Origin of the sequence: Dokdonella sp. (assembly GCF_044227025.1) — a bacterium.
Lineage (GTDB): Bacteria > Pseudomonadota > Gammaproteobacteria > Xanthomonadales > Rhodanobacteraceae > Dokdonella_A.
On sequence record NZ_JBGAFX010000006.1, the window covers coordinates 94,901 to 116,677 of the forward strand.

Consider the following 21,777-nt stretch of genomic DNA (forward strand, 5'->3'; position numbering starts at 1 on the left):
CAAAAGGACCCCTGAAATGAAGAAGATACTTTGCTCCATGCGTGTCCGTGCGGTGCTGTTTGGTCTGGTGTTCGGCCTGGCGGGCGCCTCCGCCATGGCCAGGCCGCCGGGTGGCGGCGGTGGCCACGTGTGCATGATCGATCCGGCCAATACCAGTGCGTACCTGGCCTGCCTGAACTGGTTCGGCAGCTCGTTCTGCTGCGCGGTCTACGGCCTGTAGGCGGCGCTCCCTGCGTGGTCCGATGCCGGGCGACACGGAGGTCGCCCGGCTCGTGATGTTCGTCGATGGCCGCACGGAATGCGGCCACGACCTGACGAAAGGCGCCGGGCATGCGAATCCTGCACAACCTCCTGTCGACCATCGCACTGGTGGTGATCGCGGCCGCGTGCGGCTGGTTCGGCACGCTCGCGATACGCGGCCTGCGCGCCGAACCGGCGCTGCAGGCGGGAGACTACTCCGCGATCGTCACGACGGCGGGACGACCCGTGGTGTTGTTCGCAACCACGACCTGTCCGTACTGCGCGAAGGCGCGCAGCCTGCTCGATGCGATGAACGTCGCGCACGTGGAATACGACGTCGACACGTCGGAGCCTGCTCGCGCGCTGTACGAGCAACTCCATGCGAACAGCGTGCCGGTGCTGGTCACCGCGAACCTGCGAATCACCGGGTTCGACGAGCAGGCGTACCGGGTGAAGCTCGCCACGTTCGCGCAGCAGACACCGTAGGCGGCCCCGGACCCATGTGGAAGTCAACCGGCGCGCCGCTCGTGCGTTGGAACGCATGTGCGCCGCACTCGGCGTCGCCGATTCCAACGAGAGAGAACGCCATGAAGACGATCGCCCGCCTTGCCCTGCTTGTGCTCCTCGCGCCCGCCGCGCTGTTCGCCGGCGCCGCGCAGGCGCAGTCCACCGACGTGCCGGGCCATCCGCGCGTGAACGAAGTGAACCGTCGCATCGACCATCAGCAGCAGCGCATCGATGCCGGTGTCGCGGATGGCACCATCACGCCGGCCCAGGCCGCACGCGACGAGCGGCATGCCACCAACATCGCCCAGCGTGCGAGCGCTGCCGAAGCGCGCCACGGCGGGCATCTGACGGCAGCAGAAACGCAGCGGCTCAATCGTGCCGAGAACCGCAACAGTCGCGCCATCCATCGCCAGCGCCATTGATGCGGAGCGCGTGATTCGCGCAGCAGGGTTGCCTCGGCTTACATCCTCATCGCGGCGCGACGCTGCTTGAATCGCTCGAGCGCGGCCTGCAGGTTCTCTGCGCGGTCGCGCACTTCCTGCAGCTTGGCGCGGGTACGGATGACGCGTTCGATCAGCTCGGCGCGTCCGCGCAGTTCCTCGTCGGTCATCGGCATCGCGGTCGGCTTGAGGTCGGCGCAGGCCTGCTGCGCGCCGCGCAACGAACCGATGGCGAGGACGGCGTTGCGCAGGTTGGTGTCGAATCCCATGGCTTGGCTCCGTTGGTCCGCCACGCGGGGCGTGGCGGTGGGGCGCTGCGGAAGGATTCCCGCATGCGCTCTGGAGCAGGTTCGATGTTTGCCGCGGGCGATTACAGACGGCGGACGGCGGATCCGGCGCGAGGCGACCGGGCCGCCGGGGACTCGAGCCGATCTCGAGCTTCCGATCGCGCCGAGCGCAGCGCCGAAGGCGCGGAGTCGGAAGGGCGCAGTGCGACTCTGGTGTTTCGACTTCGCGGAACTGCGTTCCGCTGCGCTCAACACGAACGGTTCGACCACTCCGTTCGCTCTGAGCGCAGCGCAAGGCGCGGAGTCGAAGAGCCACGTGCGACTCTCCGGTGTTTCGACTTCGCGCAACCGCGTTCCGCTACGCTCAACATGCACGGATCAACCAGTCCGTTCGCGCCGAGCGCGGCGCCGAAGGCGGAGTCGAAGAGCCAAATGCGATTCTGGCGTTTCGACTCCGCGGAACTTCGTTCGTCTGCGCTCGATGCGAACGGTCCTGATGGGCTTATTCGAAACCGTCGCTGAAGATCGTGTCCACGCAGCTGACCACGACATCGGATACGTCGCTCGCGCCGATCGTGCCGCTGCCGTTGGCCACGCTGCACGACTGCGTCGGATTGGTCGGCTGGGCGGCCACCGTGACGGTATAGCTGCTGCCGCTGTCCATGGCAGTGTCGAATGCGAACGCGCCGTCGGCGGAGACGACCTTGGTCTGCGCGCCACTGTTGAGCGACAGCGTGACGCTGCCGCCGACGAGGCCGTTGACGCTGCCGCCCACCGAATGCGTGTCGATGGCGAAACTGGCGATGACGCTGCAATCGGCGACGATCGCGCCGGTGGTGTAGACGCTGCCCGCGAGCGTCCCGGCCGGGCAGGTGCCACCGAGCGGAAGCACGGCGTGGTGGTTGGCCGCGGGGGCGAGCGTGAAGTTGATCGTGGTGCCGTCGTTCACCGCCTGCGGCGTGTCCGGGGTGATCGTGCCATTGCCGCCGGCGACGCTCGGCGTGACGGTGTGCGTCGTCGTCGGCATCGCAGCCTGTGCCGCAGCGAGCGCGTCGATGCGACCCCAGCCGACCTGGTAGTTCGGATGGTTGGCCATGGTCAGGCCGCCGCAGCCGGAGTTCCCCGGATCGGTGACGCCGGCCGTGACCGCGGTGTTGCGCAGCAGGTCGCCGACCTGGTCGGGATGGCCCTTGAGCGCCGGGTTCACCGACATCAGCAGCGCCGCGGCGCCGGCGACGTGCGGCGTCGCCATGCTGGTGCCGCTCATCGTGCCGTAGCTGGTCGTGCTGGTCTTGACGGAGGAACGCGTGTTGACGCCCGGCGCGGACGCGTCCGGACGGATGTGCGTGATGCCGCTGACCGGACCGCGGCTCGAGAACCCGGCCATCTGGTCGGCGCTGTTGGTCGCACCGACGACGAAGGCGGAATCGTAGATCGCCGGCGGGTCGGTGATCGTGCCGCAACCCGGGCCGTCGTTCGCCGCCGCGGCAGCGAAGAAGATGCCGCCGGCGACGAGGTTGTCGACCGCGGTCTTGATCTCGTTGCCGGTGGTGCAGCCTTCGGACGGAATGCAGCCCCACGAGTTGCTGATCACGTCGGGGGCCTTGTCCGGATCCGGGTTCTGTCCGGCAAGGTCGGTCGGCGCGAGCATCCACTGCATGCATTCGATGTAGCGCGCGGGCGTGCCGTCGCCGGCATTCATGTTGCGGCAGCCGATCCACTTCGCGCCCGGCGCGACGCCGATCTGGTTGGTGCCGCCGTCGTCGCCGGCGAACGTGCCGGCGGTATGCGTGCCATGGCCATGGTCGTCGCACGGTGCCGGCGCGTCGTTGCCGCAGGTGTTGCCGCTCGAGTCGTGGATCGAGTCGTGCCAGTTGTAGTTGTGGTCGGCACTGGTGCCGTTCCAGCCGCGGTAGTGCGATTTCAGGGCGGCGTGATCCCAGCGGTAGCCGGTGTCCTCGCCGGCGATCACCACACCTTGTCCGGTGTAGCCGAGCGCCCAGACCGCCGGTGCATTGATCTTGTTGACGCCGTATTCGATCGCGTTGATCGCGGTCGGCTGCGTGACTGCGGCCTCGTCCTCCTCGGCAGGCAGCGCCTGTTGCAGGTGCGGATTCGCCTCGACCCGCGCGATGTCGCTGCGCGTCGCGAGTTCGGCGAGGTCCGCGCTCGACAGGCGTGCCCACACGAGGTTCGAGATCCAGTACGCGCGATGCTCGATGCCGCGCGCCTGCAACCACGCGAGCAGGTCCGCCTGCTGGCTCGCCGCGCGCGTGCGCAGGGCGTCGACCAGCGCGCGACGGCGCACGAGGTAGTCGGCATCGGTCGCGAGCGGCGCGAGCGCCGGCGTAGCCTGGTCCGGCAGCACGATCAGGGCTTCGACCCGCCCTGCCGAATCGGCCTGGAGGGTGAGCGATGGACTGATCTCGGCCGCTAGCGCGTGGCTGCAGGCGAGTGCGAGTGCGCTGAGCGCGAGACCTGCGAAACCGCGCACGCGCATGGACGCGGCGCTCGACGTGTTCTGGAACCGGTTCATTGACACTCCCCAACGGCAATGATGGATGGCACCCGCCGGTAGCGCGCAGTGCGCGGACCGGCCAGAGGACCGGCGGCAACGCCGCTCGCGGGGGCGACGCAGTCTATCCGCATGCGCGGCGCGCTGCAGCGCTGAAACGCACGCCGGTTGCCGTGATGCCGCGGCCGCGTGCGTACGCCGGCGCATGGGCGCATCCGGCGATCTTGCCGGCTGCGGTGCCCGCCCGGACGCAAGACTTCCGGCACATCGCCTTGCGAGTCGCCCTGACTAAGCTCGGAAGATCCCCTTCCTCCCACGCGGAATTCCGATATGAAACGGCCGATGACCGCGGCGCTCGCCGCGCTGATGCTGCTCGCCGCGGCGGTCGTGACGCCGGCGTTCAGCGCCGATGACGGAGGCGCGAAGGAGGCAGGCAAGGAAGGCGGCCGGGACGACTTCTCCAGGCTGCAGCCGTTCCCGGCCGACAAGACCGTACGCCAGAGCACCACTGTCGATGGCCGTTCGCTGTCGTACGACGCCACGGTAGGATCGCTGCCGGTCGTCGACGACAAGGGCAAGACGATCGCCGACGTGATGTTCGTTGCCTACACGATGCCCGCGAAGGACAGGCCGATCACGTTCGCGCTCAACGGCGGCCCCGGTGCCTCGTCGGTGTATCTCAATCTCGGCGCGCTCGGTCCCAAGCGCGTGCAGTTCGGCGCGGAAGGCAACAGCCCGTCCGATCCGGCGGTCGCGCGCGACAACCCGGGCACCTGGCTCGACTTCACCGACATGGTGTTCATCGATCCGGTCGGCACCGGTTTCAGCCGGGCGCGCATTCCGGAAGACGAAGCGAAGAAGAAGTTCTATTCGACCGATGCCGACATCGAGTACCTCTCGCGCATCATCTATGACTGGCTGGTCAAGAACGACCGCCTGATGTCGCGCAAGTATCTCGTCGGCGAAAGCTACGGCGGTTTCCGCGGACCACGCATCACTCATTTCCTGCAGACGCGCCTCGGCGTCGCGATGAACGGCGTGGTGCTGGTGTCGCCGTACCTCGATCCTTCCGCGAACGACAACGGCGACCTCTCGCCGTTGCCGTGGATGCTGACCCTTCCGAGCATTTCGGCGGCGAACCTCGAGCGCCACGGCAAGCTCAGCGACGCGGCGATGAAGGACATCGTCGACTACACGCGCGGCGACTACGTGACCGACCTGCTCAAGGGCCGCAGCGATCCATTGGCGGTCGAGCGCATCGTCAAGCGCGTTACCGAACTGTCCGGCCTGGAACCCGAGTTCGTGCGCCGCGCCGGCGGCCGCCTCGAGACCCAGGCCTACCTGCGCGAGGTGTTCCGCGGCGAAGGCAAGCTCGGCAGCCGCTACGATTCCAACGTGACCTCGTGGGATCCGTTCCCGTTCGCGCCGCAGCAGCGCACCAACGATCCGATCCTCGACGGCATCATCGCGCCGACCACGACCGCGATGGTCGACTTCATCACCCGCACGGTCGGCTGGAAGTACAGCGGACGCTACAACGCGCTGAGCTACGAAGTGAACCGCCTGTGGGAGCGCGACGCGGACAACAAGGGCTCGGTCGAGCAGTTGCGCCAGTCGGTCGCGATCGATTCGAAGCTGCAAGTGCTGATCGCGCACGGCTGGGGCGACCTGTCGTGCCCGTTCATGGCCTCGTTGCTGATCGTCGACCAGATGCCTGTGATGGGCGACCCGCAGCGCGTGCAGGTCAAGGAGTATCCGGGGGGGCACATGTTCTACAGCCGCGGCGACAGCCAGGCGATGTTGCGTCGCGACGTGATGCGGGTGTACGCGGCGCATTGACGCGCGTCGGCATTCTCGCAGCGAGGACGCGCGCGTAGATGTCTTCGCCCTCCGCAGCGTGCGATGATTCGGTCGCGAAGTCCCGCCGGGGAGACGTGCCGGAGCCTGCCATGCCTGTCTGCCGCAGTCGTGCGTTTCGTGTTGCCGCATGGATCGTTGCCAGCCTGTCCGGCACCGGAGTGCACGCGGCGGCGCTGGTTCGCCAAGGTTCGGGGGCGACCCCGGCTGCGTTGCAGGCGATCGTCGACACCTTCCGCGCCGACCTCGGCGGCGCCAACAACGGCGTCGGGGGTACATTCCCGGGCGGTCGGCGCGAGGTGAACTGGGATGGCGTGCCCGATGCGTCGGCTGCACCGAGCTTCCTCGCGCCGGACTTCTTCAACACCACGTCACCGCGAGGGATCGTGTTCCATACCCTGCTCGAGGACACCGGCAGCGCATTCAACGATTTCATGGTCAGCGCGAGCGCAGCGTCCGGTACGCCGGTGCGCTTCGGCGACATCAACCCGGGCTACACCTCGACCTTCATCACGTTTTCGGCGCAACGCCTGTTCATGCCGCGCGGCGCGCATGCGCTGCAGGTGCAGTTCTACCAGCCGGGCACGACCAACCGGGCGGTAGTCAGCGGATTCGGCGTCGTGTTCAGCGACGTTGACGGCAGCAGCGGCGGAAGCCGAACGGAGGTCTCGGCATTCGCGCCTGACGGTAGCCAGCTGGTCGCGGCGAGCGCTCCGGCGCTGAGCGGCGGCCTGTCGTTCGTCGGCATCTCGTTCAATGCTGGCGAGAAGATCGATCACGTAGTCATCCGAGCGGGCACGCACGCACTGTCCGCCTCCAACGACGACGGCGTCGGTGGTGTCGATGTGGTGGCGATGGACGACATGATCTACGGCGAGCCGCATCCCGCGAGCGGTTGCATATTCCAGGACGGGTTCGACTGCCAGATGCCCTGAACGGAGGGAAATTCGCCCCGTGCCGGGCGCCGCTGGACGCCACTTGGCTCCGAGGTCTGCCACACTACGGGCTGGATTTCCCCACTCGAAGACCGTCAATGGCCAATATTGCCTCGCTTCTGAAGACCGAGATCGTCCGCCTCGCCCGCAAGGAAGTGCGCAAGGAAGTACAGGCCTTGCGCAAGGCAAGCAGCACCCACCGGCGTGAAATCGCCGCGCTCAAGCGCGCAAACGCCGCACTCGAGCGGCGCGCAAGGCAGCTCGCCGGGCGCGCGCCGGCCGCCGGCAAGGCGGAACAGGAAGAACCTCAGTCGAAGAACCGGTTCTCGCCGAAGGGCCTGCGTTCGATGCGTTCTCGCCTCGGCCTGTCGGCCGACCAACTGGCCAAGCTGCTCGGGGTCAGCATGCAATCGGTCTACAACTGGGAACGCAAGGTCGCCGTGCCGCGCGCAAGCCAGGTCGCGGCGATCGCGGGCCTGCGCTCGCTCGGCAAGAAGGAAGCGCAGCAGCGACTCGAAGCGCTGTCGACGCCGAAGGTGCGCAAGCCGCGCACGCCGCGCACGCGCAAGGCAAAGTAGGCTGCGCGCTCCCCGACGATGAGCGAGGTACTGCTCGCGCACCCACGTTGCCGCGCGCAGCTTCTCGACCAGGTGGTTGCGGCAACTGCGATGCCGCTTGAAACGGTGCGCTGGATCGCCGATGCGATCCGCTTCACGGGCGCTTATCGCCGCCTCGGGTCCGATACGGGCCACGTCGACGCAGACGAACTGTGTCGCATGCTCGTCGCCGACATCGATGCGCGCAGTGCACAGGACATCCGCATCACTCTGGAACGGCTAGGCATCGCCTCGAGCCGTGACATCGGGAGCGTCGTCTATGCCTTGATCGATGTCGATCTGTGCCGCCAGTCCGATGCCGACACACGCGAAGATTTCGACGGCGTCTTCGAAACCGCGGGCATCGAAAGCTATCTGCGACGAAGCGGAATAGACCGCTTGCGTGACATGCCGATGCGGCTCAAGTCCGCGTTCGTCGGGATGTGCTACCTCGCCGGTGTCGGTGTGTGGGTCGGGTGCATCCTGGTGCGTGGCGGTTCCGCGCCGGCCGGGCTTGGCGGCGCCCTCGTCGGCGTCGGCTGGGTCGTTTCCCGGCTGCCGTATCCCAAGCCCATGCGGTTCGGTTGGCCCTGGTCGACACGGGTGCGGCGCGAGCACCGCGGAAACGATCCCGATACCGGTTGACGGGTCGCGCTGGCCGTGTGTTCGCGGCCGCGGCCCGTGGATGCGCTGCGCACGCGTGACTGCGAATGGGCGGGCGTCAGGCAGCGAGCGCGCGCACGCCCGGGACGCTGGCGTATTGGTGCTGCGCCTGGTGGCGTCATTCGAGGCGCGTGAATTCCATGGTCCAGTTGGTCTGCCAGGTCGCGCCTCCGTCGCTCGACGTGGCCTGCTCCCAGTGCGCGCTCGACGGCGTCGCGTGTGTCCAGGTGTAGCGCACGCGCATCGCCTTTCCGCCCTGTTCGTAGTCGGAATAGAAACGGCCGACGCCGTTCTCGAAACGTCCTTTCACCGGCGGATCGAGGACGCCGTGCGGATTGCGCCCATCGATCCACCAGATCGCCCATTGTGCGGTCTTGGCGTCGTAGGCTCGCACGGCCGAGGCGCGATAGCTGCCGCTGGCGGGATTGAGCACGTTGTCTTCGAGGTTTCCGGCGCCACCCATGATCGGGCGGGTCGTGCTCGTCCCGTCGAACTCGACCCACGCGTGCGCGCCTGGCTTGAGTGTGCGATGGCGTACGCGCCAGTCGCCGAACATGAAATCGAAATCGTGGACACCCGTCGCTTCGGCGTCGCCCCGCGCGGACGCGACCGGCGTCGAGGCATCGACGGGCAGCGCGATCGGAACAGTTACGAGCAGCGCGGCGAGCGCGCCATGCAAGCGGTTCATGCAGGACTCCGGGCGATTCGACCGACGTGAGCCTGCGACGCTTCGCCGGTTCGAAGAAGAGCCACTTGTGATCGTGGCGCGCGTGCCATCCCGCCCGCTACGCACCCGTCGCCGTCGCGCTTTCGCGCAGCAGGCGCTCGATCGCGAACACGTGCGGATCATCCGCATCGAGCGCACGCAATGCCTCGGCGAGATGCAGCACGTAGTCGCGGTTCGCGCCGCTGGGCCCCTGTGCGTGCGCGACCTGGCGCGCGACGGCCGCGTCCGAAGCAGGCCCGAGCCACGCCGCATTGTGCTCGTCGGCGAGGTAGAGAAGTCCTTCGACTTCGGTGCCGTCGCCGAACGCGAGTGGCACGACGTGGCGCAGGTAGCCGTTCTTCTCGCGCTGGTCGAGCGCGTCGAACACCGCCGGCGTGATGAGGTACGCGACACCGATGCAGGTCGCGTCCGGATCGGGCACGAGCGTCAGCACGCGTCCCGGTGATTCGCGTGTGCCGCGATGGTCGTGCGAACCCTGCCAGAACCGCCGCGACCAGCCGTGCAGGCGCGCGATGCGGCGCTCAATGAACTCGAAGTCGGCTTTCCATATCAGCGATCCGTAGCCGAACAGCCAGACCTGCGAGCGGCCTTCGAAGCGATGGCGCCGGCGATTGAGGGCAGTGGTATCGAAGGACATGCGCGAGGTCGGACGGCGTACAGCCTTCATGATACGACGGCGCCAATTGTCGGCTGCGTCACATGAACCGGCCAACGCGCAGCGGGAGTGTGACCCGCTTCGCGTTCCACATATGCGCGGCGTTCAGCGCGTCGCCGTCAGTCTGTCCGCGACTCGCCGATGAAGCGACGAGTCGATTTCCCTTTTATGGAGCAGCGCCCATGAGCGTGAACACGAACTTGCGCAAGGCCGCCCTCGCGATCGATGCGCTGCGGCGCTCGCAGGATGCGTCGGCGAACCTCAAGCCGCTGGCGATGCCGATGAGCGATGACGAACTGCGCCAGCGCGCAGAGCTCATCGAGAAAGTGATTCGCACGCGCGACAAGCTCAAGTTGCTGCGCGACCGCTCGGAGGACCTGCGCGCGGCGCTCAACCGCTTCAAGGTCCGGCGCGACAGGCAGCGCGCCTAGAGCGTCAGTCTGCCGGAGCGGAGACTGTTCCGCTCCGGCGTTCCGACGAGCCGTCGGTGGCGTGTGCGGGAGCGAGCGCGAACAGCGTGAATGCAATCGCGGCGAACAGGCAATAGAGCATTGCGAAGCGGCGCATGGGGACATCCTCGACGAGCCTGTCCCTGCATACGCAGGGTAGGCCGTCCGGGGATCATGCTGCCGGCTTGCGTCAGATCGGATGGCAGAGCAATGCAAAGGGCTGCTCGAATCCGCTGGCGAAAACCGAGTCACCCGTGCCCGATTCGAACGCGCCGATGTCCGTGGCGTTGCCCTTCGTCCGCAGGAAGCGCGCGGTGAACGCACCGCCCGGCAAGTAGCTGCCGGCGCGCTGGTCGCACACAGCAAGGTTCGGGTTGCTGCCGGCATCGATCGCCGGGCTGCCGGCCAGCAGGCGCATCGTCTGCGTCTGCCCGCCGTTGTCGGCGAGCGCGCCGAGCATCGGGTTGCCGGACAGCGTGCCGGGTGGAAGCGCGACCGCCGAAGCGCCGACCAGGTTCGCGCTGCCGCTGATCCCACTGGCGCCGCTGATGTCGTGCGCCACGCCGCCCTGGATATTGGTCGCGACGATCGTGCTGACCAGTTGCAGTGTGTTCGCGCCATTGATGACGATGCCGGCGGCATGGTCCGCACGGTCGCCGATGTTGCCGGCGATCGTGCTGCTGAATACGTTGAGCGGACCCGCGGCTTCGATGCCGGCGGCGAAACCGGTCGCGTGGTTCTGCGCGATCGTGCTGTTGGCGATCTTCAGGTCGCCCGGGCCGACATTGCCTCCGAACAAGGCAAGTCCGGCGCCATACGACGCCGTGTTGCCGCTGACGACGGACGAATACACGGTCGTGTAGCCGAGCACGCTGGCACCGCCGCCGTAACCGAAGCCCGTCGCCGTGTTGCCGGAGATCGTGCTGTACACCGCATACAGGCCGTAACGGGTGAACAGGCCGCCGCCATACGCATAGCCGCCGGCGTTCGCGAGCGCGCTGTTGCCGCTGATGGTGCTGAAGTGCAGCTCGATCGCATCGTTCGAGGCGATGCCGCCGCCGAGTGCATTGCCGCTGCCGACCGCCGCGGCGACGCAGCCACTGACGCTGACCGCCATCGTCTTCACGTGGCCGGCCGAATACACGCAGCCGCCGCCCTTGGCATCGGTGGTGCGACCGTTGCGCAGCGCGAGGCCGCGCAGTTCAAGTGAGCCGCCGGATGCGTGGTCGATGATGCGACTGTTGTGGTTGCCGTCGATGGTCACCGCCGGTACCGGTCGGCCGGCGACGAAGTGCGGTGTTGCGAGCAGCTTGAGCGAATCGACGTTCGGGTCGGTCAACGCGCCCGTCGTCAAGGTGATCGTGCTGCAGGTCAACTGGTCGAAGTCGATGGTCGAGTTGTTGGTCACGATTGCCATCGCCGCGCGCAGGCTGCCGGGCCCGCTGTCGTTGCAGTTGGTGATCGCGATGTTGCCGCCATCCGGCGCCGCAGCGGCATCGAGCACGGCGAGACCGCCAAACGCGAGGACGAGGGCACGCGCGAGCGCGCGCAATGCGATGGGATGGGTCGAAGTCGGCATGGCGTTCTCCGGCAGGGGCATGGATGAACAACGCCGGGTCGAGCGCGTTTTGGACATCGCACGGCATCGGCGGTGCATGTCCCAATCGGCGGCCTCGCGGCGTTCTACTCGGTCGCCCCCTTGCCGAGTCGTGACCATGCTGCGTCGAAGCTATGCGTTGATGTGCTACATCCTGTTCCTCGCGTCATTCCTCTACGCGATCGGATTTGTCGGCAACCTGCTCGTGCCGAAGACGATCGATGCACCGGTCACGCCGACCGGCTGGCCGGCGTTCCTCGTCGATGCGCTGGTACTGGGTGCTTTCGCCGTGCAGCACAGCGTGATGGCACGACCGGCGTTCAAGCGCTGGTGGACACGCTTCGTCGCTCCGCCAATCGAGCGCAGCACGTACGTGCTGCTGTCGAGCGTGCTGCTGGGCCTGGTCTTCGTCGCGTGGCGGCCGCTGCCGGTGCTGGTCTGGGACGTGCGCAGCACGCCACTTGCACCGATGCTGCTCGCGCTGCAGGCGCTCGGCTGGCTGGTCGTGCTGCTGTCGACCTTCATGATCAGCCATTTCGAACTATTCGGCCTGACCCAGGCCTGGCGTAGCGCTCGCGCGCAGTCATCGCAACCGGAAGCGCCGTTCGTCGAGCGCTTCTTCTATCGATTCGTGCGCCATCCGATCATGCTCGGCTTCCTGGTCGCGTTCTGGGCGACCCCGGCAATGTCGCAGGGCCATCTGCTTTTCGCGCTGCTGACCAGTGGCTATGTCCTGGTGGGGGTACACCTCGAAGAGACGGACCTGCGCGCGAAGATAGGCCGCGACTACGATGACTACCGCGCGCGCGTGCCGATGCTCGTGCCGTTCAGGAGGCCTCGCGGGTAGGCATGTCGGCAGGACGCCGGACGCCCGGCGCCTGCGATGGGGCCGTCGGCATCCGCAGGTTCAGTCGACTTCGCTTCCCTCGAACGGGATGCGTGTGTCCGCGACCGCGAGCAAGGGACCGAGTTCGTACACGTTCGTGTAGCCGTAGGCCCTCAGCGCGGTGTAGGTCGACAGGTTCAGCGAGGCCGCGGCGGCCTTCGGCGCGAACGCGACCGGGCTGTCGCGGAAGTTGTTGTTGCAGTAGATCAGGATCGAAGCGTCCTTGTCCGGCGCGATCGCGGCGAGCGCTTGCGCGGTGAACTCGGTGAATGGCAGGTTCACCGCGCCGCGGATATGGCGCAGGCGATAGCGCGATTCGGTGCGCGCATCCAGCACGAGCACGCCGGCTTGGCGCATTCGCGCCAGGAACTGCGCCTCGGTCAGGCGATGCGACTCGCGTTCGTCTTTCGACTCATGCACGATCCGCTCGAACGCCGTGTAGTCGATCTCCGGGTTCGGGATCGGCTCACGGGCACTCGCGGCGGCGGCCGCTGCAATGCCAAATGCGATCGCAAGCTTCTTCATGCGGTCCTCCGCGGTGGCTGGCGCCATTTTGGTGTGCCACCCGCGGCCGAAGTTCCACCGCGGCGTCAGCCTGCCTTGCGGTACAGGCCGTCGAACACCGTCTTCCACGCCTTGCCGCCGTCTTCGCTCGCTTCCCACAACTGGCGCACGCTGGAGTCGGCGTTCGGCGTCCAGGTGATGCGGTCAACGTGGGTCGGCGAGGGCGACGATTGCAGCACCATCGATCCGTTCACGGGACCGCCCTGCAGGCGCGCAACATTGCCCTGTGCATCCACCCAGAACTGGTGCCACGACTTCGTCTTCGCGTCCCACGCGTTGTAGCTGACACCGGTGAAGCCGCTGCGCCCTTCCCAGTGCTCGGAGATCGAGCAGCCGGACAGGATCGATTCGATGCGGCTGTGGCCGACGGTCTTGCCGGTCGGATCGGTCACGTTCCATACGCCGATCCAGAAGTCGAAGGCGTGCGAGGCAGCACTGGTGCAGCCGGGTGGCGGCACCGATGGCGTGTCGGCGGCATGCACCCCGGTGGCGGCGAGCACGGCCAGGCCGAGGGCCCTGGGCGAGATCATCGGAAATCTCCGTGGCGTGAGTCGACTCGATTGTCGCCAAAGGTGTGGCGCGGATGGACGCGCGGGCGCTCCGGTTGGCGCGCCGCGCGAACATCCCGGCGTACCCGTGCTTGGTAGATGCAGTTGCCTGGCTCCCCGGTGGAATGTCCGCTGAACGGATCGGCGCAGGCACAACTTCATTCAGCGGCGCGTGAGCGTCCTGCCGCGAATATCCGCCCGTGCCACAGCGGAGTTGGATCATGTCATTGCTTCTGCTTTCGCCGGTGTTCCGTCTGGTCCGGCCGCGCCCGCTGCCGTTCGTCCCCCTGCGTGCCTTGCCGCCGCCGTTTGAAAACCGCGCGCCGCCATCATCGTCGGTCCGCGCTGCGGCAGCTCAAGACCGTTCGCGAAAATGACTTCGGCGAGGCCGGTCTGCATCCCATGCACGCCGATGCCCGGCGGATTGCCGACCGCACACACGCTGCGCTGATCGAACATCAAGGCCGATGGCATCGTTGCCGGCGTGGAGCGCGGCACTGCCGATGCCGTGCGCACGTCGACATGGCGCCGCCATCGTCTACCGGTGTGTCTGGGGGCCGCGAGGCGCGTGTCGGCCGGCGGTCCGTCCGGCCGCCCGCGCTGCACCGGGTGCGGTTCAGTCTCCGGCGAGTTCGCGCGTGAGCCGGGCCGCGCCGATCTCGCGGCAACCGCTCGCGTTCTGGCCGGCCCACAAGGGCGAGAAATCGCCGCTGCCGGCGCGTTCGGCATGCGCACGCAGGGGCGCGATCGCGGATGCCGCGAGCGGGAACGGTGGCGCGAGCGGACTGAGCGGGCCGAGTTCGCGCATCAGCCGATTGACGATGCCGCGCGCGACGCCGCCGCTGAACAAATTGGTCAGCGCGGTGTGGCGGGCACGGTCGTCGGCAAGCGCCGCGCGATGCACCGAATGCGTGGTCGCCTCCGGACACAGCAGGTAGGCGGTGCCGACCTGCACCGCGCTCGCGCCGAGTGCCAAAGCGGCAGCGACGCCGCGCGCATCGGCGATGCCGCCGGCCGCGATCACGGGCACGTGCAGCGCGCGCACCAGCTGCGGCAGCAGCGCGAACGTGCCGGCCTGCAAGGTGAGATCGCTCGACAGGAAATGACCGCGATGGCCGCCGGCTTCGAGGCCCTGTGCGATCACCGCGTCGACGCCGCGGGCCTCTAGCCATAATGCTTCGGCCAGCGTGGTCGCCGAGGCGATGACCTTGCTGCCCCAGCTGCGCACGCGCGCGACGAGCTCCGGCGTCGGCAGGCCGAAGTGGAAGCTGACCACGGCGGGCCGGTACGCTTCGACCAGATTCGCGGTGATCGCGTTGAACGGCACGCGCGAGGTGGCGGTCGGTGCGTCGTGCGCAGCGAGGCCGCATTCCTCGTAGTACGGTCGCAGCGCGTCACGCCATGCGCGTTCGCGTGCTTCGTCTGCCGGCGGCGGCACGTGGCAGAAGAAGTTCAGGTTGAACGGCTGGCCGCCGGCGCGCAGTGCGTCGAGTTCGCGCCGCAGTCCATCCGGCGCAAGCATCGCGCAGGGCAGCGAGCCGAGCCCGCCGGCAACACCGACCGCGAGGGCAAGCCCGCTTGCCTGCACGCCGGCCATCGGCGCCTGGATCAACGGCAGTTTCGTACCGAGCAGTTCGTGCACGGCGGCTCCGCGCCCGTTCGGGAAGCGCAGGTTAGCGCGGCCAGCCCTTTAAACCCATTGCCCCGCTTGGGCATCTGGATCAAGGTGCAACCACCTGGAGCCGCCCGCATGCGTCGTTTCGCCCTTCTCCTGTTCGCCCTCGCGCCGGCGTTCGCCAGCGCCGATACCGATTGCAAGTTCATCGCGCATCGCGACTTCGACGTCGATGCGGCCGGCCTCAAGTCCATCGCGTTCCGGCTCGGATCGAGCGACCTTGTGGTCGAGGGCGTGCCAGGCCTTGCCAAGGTCGAAGTGCGCGGCCGCGCCTGTGCGTCCGAGGAAGCGTGGCTCGCCGATCTCAAGGTCGACCAGCAGCGCAGCGGCGATCGCCTGACCCTGACCCCGCAGCAGGGCCGCGGGACGAACTGGAGCTGGTTCGAATCGAGCTATGCCTCGATCGACCTCGAGGTACGCGTGCCGGCGTCGATGGCGGTCGACATCAAGGCCTCGTCCGGCGACTCCAGGGTGCGCGACGTCGCGTCGCTCGCTTACGATGGCAGTTCCGGCGACCTGATCGCCGACAAGATCGCCGGCCTGCTCTCGCTCGAACTCAGCTCCGGCGACGTGCAGGCGCGCGATGTCGGCAGCGCCGACGTGCGCAGCGTCTCGTCCGGCGACCTCACGCTGCGCGACGTGCACGGCGACGTGCAGGTGGGCCGCGTCGGCTCGGGCGACCTGCGCCTGGACAACGTCGGCGGCGGCGTGACGATCGGCAATGTCGGTTCCGGCGACGTCACGATCGGGCACGTCGAACGCAGCGTCAGCGTCGACTCGCTCGGCTCCGGCGACCTCGACGTGGCGGATGTCGGGGGCGACTTCACCCTGCGCCGCAAGGGCTCCGGCGACGTCCATGACCACGGGGTGCGTGGCAAGGTCGATGTGCCGCGCGACGACGACTGAGGCAGCCTGGCGGGCGTACAATCATGCAATGACCTCGTTCGAACGCTCATCCTCTCCGCAAAGGCGAGGCATGGGGCGAACGCATTACGCGATCCACGCCATCCCGCCCGCGCGAGCGAGTGCCGTGGATCGTGACTTTGGCGCTCTGCTCGCGGCGATCCGCGCCTGTCGTGCCTGCGCGGCGCAGTTGCCGCTCGGGCCGCGGCCGATCGTGCAGGCGTCCCCGACGGCTCGCCTGCTCATCGTCGGCCAGGCCCCGGGCGCGAAAGTGCACGCGAGCGGCGTGCCGTGGGATGACGCGAGCGGAGCGCGCCTGCGCGACTGGCTCGACATCGGGGTCGCTTCGTTCCATGACGCATCGCGCATCGCGATCGCGCCGATGGGCTACTGCTATCCGGGCCGCGGCGCCGGCGGCGACCTGCCGCCGCGCCGCGAATGCGCGCAGCTGTGGCTGGACCGCCTGCTCGCGGGCATGCCGCGCATCGAACTCACGTTGCTGATCGGCACGCATGCGCAGCGCCATTTCCTCGGCACGCGTGCCAGGGCGAACCTGACCGACACCGTGGCCGCGTTCGCCGACTACGCGCCTCGCTGCATTCCGCTGCCCCATCCGTCGCCGCGCAACACCGCGTGGTTCCAACGTCATCCGTGGTTCGCGAACGACGTGTTGCCGCACCTGCGCGAACGCGTGCATGCGGTGCTGGCGGGAACGCGCGCATGACTGCGCCGAAGAAGAAGGCCGCGCAGCCATCGATCGCGATCCAGCGCGCGTACGACGACCCGACTCCGCACGACGGTTACCGCGTGCTGGTCGACCGCTTCTGGCCGCGCGGCCGCAGCAAGGCCGTGCTGGCGCTGGACGAATGGGCGCGCGATCTTGCGCCCGATCCCGCGCTGATCCACTGGTTCGGTCACGATCCAGCGCGCTGGGAGGAATTCCGCACGCGCTACCACGGCGAACTTGACGCCGCCGCGCAGCGTGCGCGTCTGCGAGCCCTGCTCGCGGCAGCCGGCAAGCGCCGCATCACCCTCGTCTACGGCGCACGCAGCGAGACCGAGAACCAGGCGGTCGTGCTGCGCGAGGCACTGCAGGCGATCGCATCCCGCGCCTGAGAGGGTCCTCCGCCAGTGTTGATCGCACGTATACCGTGCGGCAGCCTCGCGCACTTCACAGGATCGAGGGCTCGAGCCCCGCGTGGCTCCAAGGGATTCTCGCAATCGTGTCCCTTCGCAGCATGCCCGTTTGCGTTTAATGTCGCCGTTCCGAACCGCCGAGGAACGCTCAATGACGATCTCGCGCCCGATGCTGCTGTCCCTGTGTGCATGCGCCGTGTTCGCCAGCGGCCTCGCCGGCGCGGTGACGCCACCACTCGCACCCGACATCCCGAAGAAATTCGTGGTGCCGCAGGCGGACGCGGACTACGTTCGGCGCGAGGAGATGATCCCGATGCGCGACGGCGTGAAGCTGTACACGGTGATCCTCATGCCCAAGGGCGCGCAACACCTGCCGATCATCCTCACGCGCACGCCGTACAACGCGGCGAAACGCGCCGAGCGCAGTGTCAGCCCGCACATCACGGGCGCGCTGCCGATCGGCGACGAGGTATTCGCGGGCAGCGGCGAGTACATCCGCGTGTTCCAGGACGTGCGCGGCAAGCACAAGTCCGAGGGCGACTACGTCATGACGCGCCCGCTGCGCGGACCGCTCAACGACAGCAAGGTCGATCATTCGACCGACGCGTACGACACGATCGACTGGCTCGTCAAACACGTCAAGGAGAGCAACGGCAAGGTCGGCATGATCGGTTCCTCGTACGAGGGTTTCACCGTGCTGATGGCACTGGTGAATCCGCATCCGGCGCTCAAGGTCGCCGTGCCGATGAGTCCGATGGTCGATGGCTGGAAAGGCGACGACTGGTTCCACAACGGCGCATTCCGCCAGACGAACTTCGACTACATCTACGGCCAGACCGCGGCGAAGGACGACAGCATGGCGGTACCGCGCGGCGCGTTCGACGACTATGCGAATTTCCTGAAGTACGGCTCCGCCGGTGACTACGCCCGGCACTTCGGCTTCGAACAGCTCGGCTTCTGGAACAAGATTGCGGAGCACCCGGCGTACGACGCCTACTGGCAGCAGCAGGCACTCGACCCGGTCATTGCCGCGCAACCGCTGGCGGTGCCGCGCATGATCGTCGCGAGCCTGTGGGACCAGGAAGACATGTACGGCGCGATCGCGACCTACGAGGCGACCGAACCGAAGGACGGCGCGAACGACCGTAATTTCCTCGTGCTCGGACCGTGGCGCCACAGCGGCGTCAACTACGACGGCAGCATGCTTGGTGCGTTGAAGTTCAATGGCGACACCGCGCTGCAGTTCCGCCGCGACGTGATGAAGCCATTCCTCGACACCTACCTCAAGGACGGCGCAGCGAAGGCGGACACGCCGCCGGTATTCGTCTACGAGACCGGCACGAATCGCTGGCTGCGCGAGACGCATTGGCCGCTCGCGTGTGCACGGGGCTGCGCCGCGACGTCGAAGCCGTTGTACCTGCATGCCGGCGGGCGCGTCGATTTCAGCGTGCCCGCCGCGGGCGGCGCGTTCGACGAATACGTGTCCGACCCGGCCAAGCCGGTGCCGTACCAGCCGCGTCCGGTGCACTTCGAGGACAGCGACGCCTGGCGGCGCTGGCTGGTGGTCGACCAGCGCTTCGTCGATGGTCGCCCGGACGTGTTGACGTACACGTCGGACGTGCTGACCGCGCCGTTGAAGATCGCCGGTGCGCCGGTGGTGAACCTGTTCGCCTCGACCAGCGGCAGCGACAGCGACTGGGTCGTCAAGCTCATCGACGTCTACCCCGACGAGGTGCCTGCGCAGGCCGACCTCGGCGGCTATCAACTCGGTGTCGCGATGGACATCTTCCGCGGGCGATACCGCGACAGCCTGGAACACCCGGCGCCGATTCCTGCCGACACCGTGCAGAAATACCGCTTCGAATTGCCCAATGCGAACCACGTCTTCCTGCCCGGCCACCGCATCATGGTGCAGGTGCAGTCGAGCTGGTTCCCGCTGTACGACCGCAACCCGCAGACCTTCGTCGACAACATCTTCTTCGCGAAACCGGGGGACTACCGCAAGGCGACGCAACGCGTGCATGTCGCGGGCGAGCAGGCGAGCTTCATCGACTTGCCGGTCGTCCGCACGGAGTGATCCGACCTCTCGCAGGATTCATGCTCCATTCGAACGACACGGCATTGGAAGGCACTCATGGACGCGTTCAGTTATCTCTCGGTCCTGCTCTCGATCATCGTCGGCCTTGCGATCACCCAGGTCCTCAAGGGTTTTCGCGGGCTCATGCTCGCGCGCGGACGCACCCGGTCGTACTGGCCGGCGGTGACCTGGGCGGTCCTCGTGCTGGTAATCGCCGTGCAGACGTGGTGGTCGATGTTCGGCCTGCGCGAGCACAGCGACTGGACGTTCTTCGCGTTCTCCATCGTGGTCACGCAAACGATCGCCATTTACCTTCTGGCGGCGCTCGTGCTGCCGGATTTCGCGCCTGGAGAGGTTGTCGACCTGCGCGCGCATTTCATCGGCAACCACCGCTGGTTCTCTTCGATGCTGTTGCTGCTGATCGGGATCAGCCTGGTAAAAAGCGTCGTCGTCGGCGGCAACTTGCCGGAGTGGCGCGATCTTGCCTACCACGGCGTGTTCATCGCACTGGGTGTCACCGGTGTAGCAACCACCCGACCACGCGTGCATGAAGCACTGGCGGTGATCGCCGCGTTCGTAATCGGCAGCTACATCGTGCTGCTGTTCACGTACCTGACCTGAAGCGGGCGCGCGCGCCGCGACCGCGGCGCCGCGTACGGCCGCGGCCGGTTGACCATCGCGACGAGCGCATAGCTGACGATCAGCAGCAGGAACCACGAGCCGAGCTTGCCCAGGCGCACGAGCGACCAGCCGTGTGCCTGGTGCGGGTAGGTCCAGGTGTGGGTGAGCGTGCCGAGGTTCTCGGCGATCCAGATGAACGAAGCGACCAGCAGGAATCCCAGCAGCAGGGGCATGCGCCGGTGCGCGCGCCAGATGCGGTAGTGGACATGCGTGCGTGCGAACAGCAGCGCCGTCGCGGCGAACAGCACGATGCGCAGGTCGAGCCAGCGATGGTGCGTGTAGAAGTTCGCGTAGATCGCGAAGGCGAGCAGCGCGACCGCCCACGGTTTGGGATGGTGCGTGAAGCGGAAGTCGAACAGGCGCCAGCAGCGCGCGATGTAGCTGCCGATCGCCGCGTACATGAAGCCCGAGAACAGCGGCACGCCGCCGATGCGGAATAGTGCGGCCTCGGGATAGCTCCACGAACCGACGCCGGTCTTGAACACTTCCATCGCGGTGCCGATCACGTGGTAGACGAGGATCACCTTCGCCTCGTCCGGCGTCTCCATGCGCGTCGCAAGCAGCAGCGCCTGCAGCACGAGCGCGGCGAGGAACAGCGCGTCGTAGCGCGCGAGCGGCGCGTCGGCCGGATACCACAGGTGGCTGGCGACGATCAGCGCGACCATTGCGCCGCCGAACTGGCAGGCCCAGGCCTGCTTGCAGCCGAAGCGCACGAATTCGTAGGCGAATGTGCGCGCGCGCGTGCGCGCGATGCGCTCGGCGAAACGCGCCTCGGCGGCGGCGAAATGCGCGATCAACGGCCAGGCGCGATCGGCCGGTGTCGTGCCGGCATCCTGCGGTGCGGTGTCATCGGTGCGTCGTGCGTGCATGTGCGACCTCCCTCGAGCGCCAGAGTGGCCGCGCCGAGCGTCGGCGGCGTGGCGAGGATGTGGCGCGGCGATGGCGTTCGTTGCAGGCGCCCACGTGTGGACCCGCACCTCGCGACGGTCGATACGGCGACGGCTTCGAGCGCGGCGCTTACCGCCGGGAAGGCGACGGAGTAGGCTGGAACCCTGGTGGCGGAGAAGCGGAATGGCGACGCAGTCGACGAAACTCGCAGTGCTCATCGATGCGGACAACGCGCAGCCGGCCGTGGTCGAAGGCCTGCTCGCCGAGATCGCGAAGTACGGCACCGCGACGGTAAAGCGCATCTACGGCGACTGGACCGGGCCGCAGCTCAAGGGCTGGAAGGAAGCGCTGCTGACCCACGCGATCCAGCCGATCCAGCAGTTCCGCTACACCACCGGCAAGAACGCGACCGACTCGGCGTTGATCATCGACGCGATGGACCTGCTCTACTCGGGCAAGCTGGACGGCTTCTGCATCGTCTCCAGCGACAGCGACTTCACCCGCCTCGCCGCGCGCGTGCGCGAGGCCGGCCTGGTCGTGTACGGCTTCGGCGAGAAGAAGACGCCGACACCGTTCGTGTCCGCCTGCGACAAGTTCATCTACACGGAAATCCTCGTCGCGAAAGACGACGAAGAGGACGAGACGGTTGCGCCGCGCAGTGCCGCGCAACTGAAGCAGGACACGCGCCTGGTCGCGCTGCTGCGCAATGCCGTCGATGCGTCATCGGACGATTCCGGCTGGGCGAACCTCGCGCCGGTCGGCAGCACGATCGCCAAGCAGGCGCCGGAGTTCGATCCGCGCAACTACGGTTACAAGAAGCTCAGTGAGCTGATCGCGGCGAGCGACCTGTTCGAGGTCGAGAAACGCAAGAGCGGCGAGAGCGGTGCGACGTCGACCTATGTCCGCAACCGCCGCGGCGTGGCACGCAAGCGAACGACCTGAGGCGGGTC

General features: G+C 67.6%; 26 protein-coding genes. 15 read left to right on the forward strand and 11 right to left on the reverse strand.

The window, feature by feature from the left end:
* Positions 1-16 precede the first annotated feature (16 nt).
* The 3 genes from ACILRJ_RS14650 to ACILRJ_RS14660 all read left to right on the forward strand — a co-directional run bounded on the left by ACILRJ_RS14650 (position 17) and on the right by ACILRJ_RS14660 (position 1,169).
* On the forward strand, positions 17-220 hold the full coding sequence (locus ACILRJ_RS14650) for a hypothetical protein (RefSeq protein WP_395683944.1): 204 nt from the start codon (positions 17-19) through the stop codon (positions 218-220).
* A 110-nt stretch (positions 221-330) separates the two neighbouring features.
* A complete protein-coding gene (locus ACILRJ_RS14655; RefSeq protein ID WP_395683945.1) occupies positions 331-726 on the forward strand; it encodes a glutaredoxin family protein in 396 nt (131 codons plus the stop codon).
* Between the two features lie 101 nt (positions 727-827).
* Positions 828-1,169 (forward strand): hypothetical protein, encoded by a 342-nt coding sequence (locus tag ACILRJ_RS14660; RefSeq protein ID WP_395683946.1) that lies wholly within the window; start codon positions 828-830, stop codon positions 1,167-1,169.
* A gap of 38 nt (positions 1,170-1,207) precedes the next feature.
* Here the strand turns inward: ACILRJ_RS14660 and ACILRJ_RS14665 are convergent, their stop codons facing one another.
* Positions 1,208-1,456, reverse strand: coding sequence for a hypothetical protein (locus ACILRJ_RS14665; RefSeq protein WP_395683947.1), 249 nt, complete (start codon positions 1,454-1,456; stop codon positions 1,208-1,210).
* Positions 1,457-1,976: 520 nt separating this feature from the next.
* Entirely contained in the window at positions 1,977-4,010 is a 2,034-nt protein-coding gene (locus tag ACILRJ_RS14670; protein ID WP_395683948.1) for a S8 family serine peptidase, read from the reverse strand.
* Positions 4,011-4,319: 309 nt separating this feature from the next.
* On the opposite strand from ACILRJ_RS14670, the gene ACILRJ_RS14675 reads away from it, so the two are divergent.
* The 4 genes from ACILRJ_RS14675 to ACILRJ_RS14690 all read left to right on the forward strand — a co-directional run bounded on the left by ACILRJ_RS14675 (position 4,320) and on the right by ACILRJ_RS14690 (position 8,022).
* Entirely contained in the window at positions 4,320-5,828 is a 1,509-nt protein-coding gene (locus ACILRJ_RS14675; protein WP_395683949.1) for a S10 family peptidase, read from the forward strand.
* A gap of 110 nt (positions 5,829-5,938) precedes the next feature.
* Complete coding sequence (locus tag ACILRJ_RS14680) at positions 5,939-6,781, forward strand: hypothetical protein (RefSeq protein WP_395683950.1); 843 nt, start codon at positions 5,939-5,941, stop codon at positions 6,779-6,781.
* A gap of 98 nt (positions 6,782-6,879) precedes the next feature.
* Positions 6,880-7,359 (forward strand): helix-turn-helix domain-containing protein, encoded by a 480-nt coding sequence (locus ACILRJ_RS14685; RefSeq protein ID WP_395683951.1) that lies wholly within the window; start codon positions 6,880-6,882, stop codon positions 7,357-7,359.
* 198 nt (positions 7,360-7,557) lie between these two features.
* Positions 7,558-8,022, forward strand: coding sequence for a hypothetical protein (locus ACILRJ_RS14690; protein ID WP_395683952.1), 465 nt, complete (start codon positions 7,558-7,560; stop codon positions 8,020-8,022).
* A 136-nt stretch (positions 8,023-8,158) separates the two neighbouring features.
* Here ACILRJ_RS14690 and ACILRJ_RS14695 read toward each other — a convergent pair whose 3' ends face one another.
* Both ACILRJ_RS14695 and ACILRJ_RS14700 read right to left on the reverse strand, forming a co-directional pair.
* Complete coding sequence (locus tag ACILRJ_RS14695; protein ID WP_395683953.1) at positions 8,159-8,728, reverse strand: hypothetical protein; 570 nt, start codon at positions 8,726-8,728, stop codon at positions 8,159-8,161.
* Between the two features lie 97 nt (positions 8,729-8,825).
* Entirely contained in the window at positions 8,826-9,404 is a 579-nt protein-coding gene (locus ACILRJ_RS14700) for a gamma-glutamylcyclotransferase (protein ID WP_395683954.1), read from the reverse strand.
* A 200-nt stretch (positions 9,405-9,604) separates the two neighbouring features.
* On the opposite strand from ACILRJ_RS14700, the gene ACILRJ_RS14705 reads away from it, so the two are divergent.
* Positions 9,605-9,853: a hypothetical protein gene (locus ACILRJ_RS14705; RefSeq protein WP_395683955.1), complete on the forward strand. Its 249-nt coding sequence runs from the start codon at positions 9,605-9,607 to the stop codon at positions 9,851-9,853.
* Positions 9,854-9,857: 4 nt separating this feature from the next.
* On the opposite strand, the gene ACILRJ_RS14710 is transcribed toward ACILRJ_RS14705, so the two are convergent.
* Both ACILRJ_RS14710 and ACILRJ_RS14715 read right to left on the reverse strand, forming a co-directional pair.
* Positions 9,858-9,989 carry a hypothetical protein gene (locus ACILRJ_RS14710; RefSeq protein ID WP_395683956.1) on the reverse strand — a complete coding sequence of 44 codons (132 nt, stop codon included), beginning with the start codon at positions 9,987-9,989 and terminating at the stop codon, positions 9,858-9,860.
* Between the two features lie 72 nt (positions 9,990-10,061).
* Entirely contained in the window at positions 10,062-11,450 is a 1,389-nt protein-coding gene (locus ACILRJ_RS14715; RefSeq protein WP_395683957.1) for a choice-of-anchor Q domain-containing protein, read from the reverse strand.
* 136 nt (positions 11,451-11,586) lie between these two features.
* Here ACILRJ_RS14715 and mddA point away from each other — a divergent pair, with 136 nt between their 5' ends.
* The gene (gene mddA / locus ACILRJ_RS14720; protein ID WP_395683958.1) at positions 11,587-12,315 is read left to right on the forward strand and encodes a methanethiol S-methyltransferase; all 729 of its coding nucleotides are present in this window, start codon (positions 11,587-11,589) and stop codon (positions 12,313-12,315) included.
* Positions 12,316-12,375: 60 nt separating this feature from the next.
* Here mddA and ACILRJ_RS14725 read toward each other — a convergent pair whose 3' ends face one another.
* From ACILRJ_RS14725 to ACILRJ_RS14740, 4 genes are all read right to left on the reverse strand, one after another.
* Complete coding sequence (locus ACILRJ_RS14725) at positions 12,376-12,879, reverse strand: rhodanese-like domain-containing protein (RefSeq protein WP_395683959.1); 504 nt, start codon at positions 12,877-12,879, stop codon at positions 12,376-12,378.
* Positions 12,880-12,944: 65 nt separating this feature from the next.
* On the reverse strand, positions 12,945-13,448 hold the full coding sequence (locus ACILRJ_RS14730; protein WP_395683960.1) for a hypothetical protein: 504 nt from the start codon (positions 13,446-13,448) through the stop codon (positions 12,945-12,947).
* Positions 13,449-13,685: 237 nt separating this feature from the next.
* Positions 13,686-13,925 (reverse strand): hypothetical protein, encoded by a 240-nt coding sequence (locus ACILRJ_RS14735; RefSeq protein WP_395683961.1) that lies wholly within the window; start codon positions 13,923-13,925, stop codon positions 13,686-13,688.
* 157 nt (positions 13,926-14,082) lie between these two features.
* Positions 14,083-15,108: an NAD(P)H-dependent flavin oxidoreductase gene (locus tag ACILRJ_RS14740; protein WP_395683962.1), complete on the reverse strand. Its 1,026-nt coding sequence runs from the start codon at positions 15,106-15,108 to the stop codon at positions 14,083-14,085.
* Positions 15,109-15,216: 108 nt separating this feature from the next.
* On the opposite strand from ACILRJ_RS14740, the gene ACILRJ_RS14745 reads away from it, so the two are divergent.
* The 5 genes from ACILRJ_RS14745 (at position 15,217) to ACILRJ_RS14765 (ending at position 19,879) form a co-directional block, all read left to right on the forward strand.
* Positions 15,217-16,047 carry a DUF4097 family beta strand repeat-containing protein gene (locus tag ACILRJ_RS14745; protein ID WP_395683963.1) on the forward strand — a complete coding sequence of 277 codons (831 nt, stop codon included), beginning with the start codon at positions 15,217-15,219 and terminating at the stop codon, positions 16,045-16,047.
* Positions 16,048-16,171: 124 nt separating this feature from the next.
* Positions 16,172-16,768, forward strand: coding sequence for a uracil-DNA glycosylase family protein (locus ACILRJ_RS14750; RefSeq protein WP_395683964.1), 597 nt, complete (start codon positions 16,172-16,174; stop codon positions 16,766-16,768).
* Positions 16,765-17,160, forward strand: a complete 396-nt coding sequence (locus ACILRJ_RS14755; RefSeq protein ID WP_395683965.1) for a DUF488 domain-containing protein — start codon at positions 16,765-16,767, stop codon at positions 17,158-17,160. Before ACILRJ_RS14750 ends, ACILRJ_RS14755 begins: the two co-directional genes overlap by 4 nt.
* 172 nt (positions 17,161-17,332) lie before the next feature.
* On the forward strand, positions 17,333-19,258 hold the full coding sequence (locus tag ACILRJ_RS14760; RefSeq protein WP_395683966.1) for a CocE/NonD family hydrolase: 1,926 nt from the start codon (positions 17,333-17,335) through the stop codon (positions 19,256-19,258).
* Positions 19,259-19,315: 57 nt separating this feature from the next.
* Positions 19,316-19,879, forward strand: coding sequence for a hypothetical protein (locus ACILRJ_RS14765; protein WP_395683967.1), 564 nt, complete (start codon positions 19,316-19,318; stop codon positions 19,877-19,879).
* Here ACILRJ_RS14765 and ACILRJ_RS14770 read toward each other — a convergent pair.
* Entirely contained in the window at positions 19,846-20,808 is a 963-nt protein-coding gene (locus tag ACILRJ_RS14770; protein WP_395683968.1) for a DUF817 domain-containing protein, read from the reverse strand. The genes ACILRJ_RS14765 and ACILRJ_RS14770 overlap by 34 nt on opposite strands.
* 202 nt (positions 20,809-21,010) lie before the next feature.
* Between ACILRJ_RS14770 and ACILRJ_RS14775 the strand changes: the two genes are divergently transcribed.
* Entirely contained in the window at positions 21,011-21,769 is a 759-nt protein-coding gene (locus tag ACILRJ_RS14775) for an NYN domain-containing protein (RefSeq protein WP_395683969.1), read from the forward strand.
* The last annotated feature ends 8 nt before the right edge of the window (positions 21,770-21,777 follow it).